Source organism: Burkholderia sp. MSMB1072, from assembly GCF_001524725.1.
Classification (GTDB): domain Bacteria; phylum Pseudomonadota; class Gammaproteobacteria; order Burkholderiales; family Burkholderiaceae; genus Burkholderia.
The window spans coordinates 1-2,915 of sequence record NZ_LOYC01000027.1 but is presented as its reverse complement, the minus strand read 5'-3'; the positions used below and the strand labels follow the sequence as shown (position 1 = coordinate 2,915).

At 53.1% G+C, this 2,915-nt stretch carries 1 rRNA gene; it reads left to right on the top strand.

Annotated features, from left to right (window positions below):
- Positions 1–18: 18 nt before the first annotated feature.
- Positions 19–2,900: ribosomal RNA gene (locus WS89_RS13275) — 23S ribosomal RNA — on the top strand.
- Positions 2,901–2,915 lie beyond the last annotated feature (15 nt).

Below are 2,915 nucleotides of genomic sequence, written 5' to 3'. Positions count from 1 at the left end.
GAGACAGACTCGTTATAGGGTCAAGCGAACAAGTGCATGTGGTGGATGCCTTGGCGATCACAGGCGATGAAGGACGCGGTAGCCTGCGAAAAGCTACGGGGAGCTGGCAAACAAGCTTTGATCCGTAGATGTCCGAATGGGGAAACCCACTCCTTATGGAGTATCCATGGCTGAATACATAGGCCATGCGAAGCGAACGCGGTGAACTGAAACATCTAAGTAACCGCAGGAAAAGAAATCAACCGAGATTCCCAAAGTAGTGGCGAGCGAAATGGGATGAGCCTTGCACTCTTTATTTGTATTGTTAGCCGAACGCTCTGGAAAGTGCGGCCATAGCAGGTGATAGCCCTGTAGGCGAAAACAGTATGAAAGAACTAGGTGTGCGACAAGTAGGGCGGGACACGTGAAATCCTGTCTGAAGATGGGGGGACCATCCTCCAAGGCTAAATACTCGTGATCGACCGATAGTGAACCAGTACCGTGAGGGAAAGGCGAAAAGAACCCCGGGAGGGGAGTGAAATAGATCCTGAAACCGCATGCATACAAACAGTCGGAGCCTCGCAAGGGGTGACGGCGTACCTTTTGTATAATGGGTCAGCGACTTACGTTCAGTAGCAAGCTTAACCGTATAGGGCAGGCGTAGCGAAAGCGAGTCCGAATAGGGCGTTCAGTTGCTGGGCGTAGACCCGAAACCAGGTGATCTATCCATGGCCAGGATGAAGGTGCGGTAACACGTACTGGAGGTCCGAACCCACTAACGTTGAAAAGTTAGGGGATGAGCTGTGGATAGGGGTGAAAGGCTAAACAAACCTGGAAATAGCTGGTTCTCTCCGAAAACTATTTAGGTAGTGCCTCGTGTCTCACCTTCGGGGGTAGAGCACTGTCATGGTTGGGGGGTCTATTGCAGATTACCCCGCCATAGCAAACTCCGAATACCGAAGAGTGCAATCACGGGAGACAGACATCGGGTGCTAACGTCCGGTGTCAAGAGGGAAACAACCCAGACCGCCAGCTAAGGTCCCCAAATATAGCTAAGTGGGAAACGAAGTGGGAAGGCTAAAACAGTCAGGAGGTTGGCTTAGAAGCAGCCACCCTTTAAAGAAAGCGTAATAGCTCACTGATCGAGTCGTCCTGCGCGGAAGATGTAACGGGGCTAAGCTATATACCGAAGCTGCGGATGCGAGCTAGTCTCGCATGGTAGGAGAGCGTTCCGTAAGCCTGCGAAGGTGCGTTGAAAAGCGTGCTGGAGGTATCGGAAGTGCGAATGCTGACATGAGTAGCGATAAAGGGGGTGAAAGGCCCCCTCGCCGTAAGCCCAAGGTTTCCTACGCAACGTTCATCGGCGTAGGGTGAGTCGGCCCCTAAGGCGAGGCAGAAATGCGTAGCTGATGGGAAGCAGGTCAATATTCCTGCACCGTCGTTAGATGCGATGGGGGGACGGATCGCGGAAGGTTGTCCGGGTGTTGGAAGTCCCGGTCGCTGCATTGGAGAAGGCGCTTAGGCAAATCCGGGCGCGGGATTCAAGGGTGTGGCGCGAGCGACTTAGGTCGCGAAGCAATTGGAAGTGGTTCCAAGAAAAGCCTCTAAGCTTCAGTCTAACGATGACCGTACCGCAAACCGACACAGGTGGGCGAGATGAGTATTCTAAGGCGCTTGAGAGAACTCGGGAGAAGGAACTCGGCAAATTGGTACCGTAACTTCGGGATAAGGTACGCCCTTGTAGCTTGACTGGCCTGCGCCAGGAGGGTGAAGGGGTTGCAATAAACTGGTGGCTGCGACTGTTTAATAAAAACACAGCACTCTGCAAACACGAAAGTGGACGTATAGGGTGTGACGCCTGCCCGGTGCCGGAAGATTAAATGATGGGGTGCAAGCTCTTGATTGAAGTCCCGGTAAACGGCGGCCGTAACTATAACGGTCCTAAGGTAGCGAAATTCCTTGTCGGGTAAGTTCCGACCTGCACGAATGGCGTAACGATGGCCACACTGTCTCCTCCCGAGACTCAGCGAAGTTGAAGTGTTTGTGATGATGCAATCTACCCGCGGCTAGACGGAAAGACCCCATGAACCTTTACTGTAGCTTTGCATTGGACTTTGAACCGATCTGTGTAGGATAGGTGGGAGGCTATGAAACCGGAACGCTAGTTTCGGTGGAGCCGTCCTTGAAATACCACCCTGGTTTGTTTGAGGTTCTAACCTTGGCCCGTGATCCGGGTCGGGGACAGTGCATGGTAGGCAGTTTGACTGGGGCGGTCTCCTCCCAAAGCGTAACGGAGGAGTACGAAGGTACGCTAGGTACGGTCGGAAATCGTGCTGATAGTGCAATGGCATAAGCGTGCTTAACTGCGAGACCGACAAGTCGAGCAGGTGCGAAAGCAGGTCATAGTGATCCGGTGGTTCTGTATGGAAGGGCCATCGCTCAACGGATAAAAGGTACTCTGGGGATAACAGGCTGATACCGCCCAAGAGTTCATATCGACGGCGGTGTTTGGCACCTCGATGTCGGCTCATCTCATCCTGGGGCTGTAGCCGGTCCCAAGGGTATGGCTGTTCGCCATTTAAAGAGGTACGTGAGCTGGGTTTAAAACGTCGTGAGACAGTTTGGTCCCTATCTGCCGTGGGCGTTGGATATTTGAAGGGGGCTGCTCCTAGTACGAGAGGACCGGAGTGGACGAACCTCTGGTGTACCGGTTGTCACGCCAGTGGCATCGCCGGGTAGCTATGTTCGGAAGAGATAACCGCTGAAAGCATCTAAGCGGGAAACTCGCCTTAAGATGAGATATCCCTGGAGGCTAGACCTCCTTGAAGGGTCGTTCGAGACCAGGACGTTGATAGGTCGGGTGTGTAAGCGCAGTAATGCGTTCAGCTAACCGATACTAATTGCCCGTAAGGCTTGATCCTATAACAAGTCTGTCT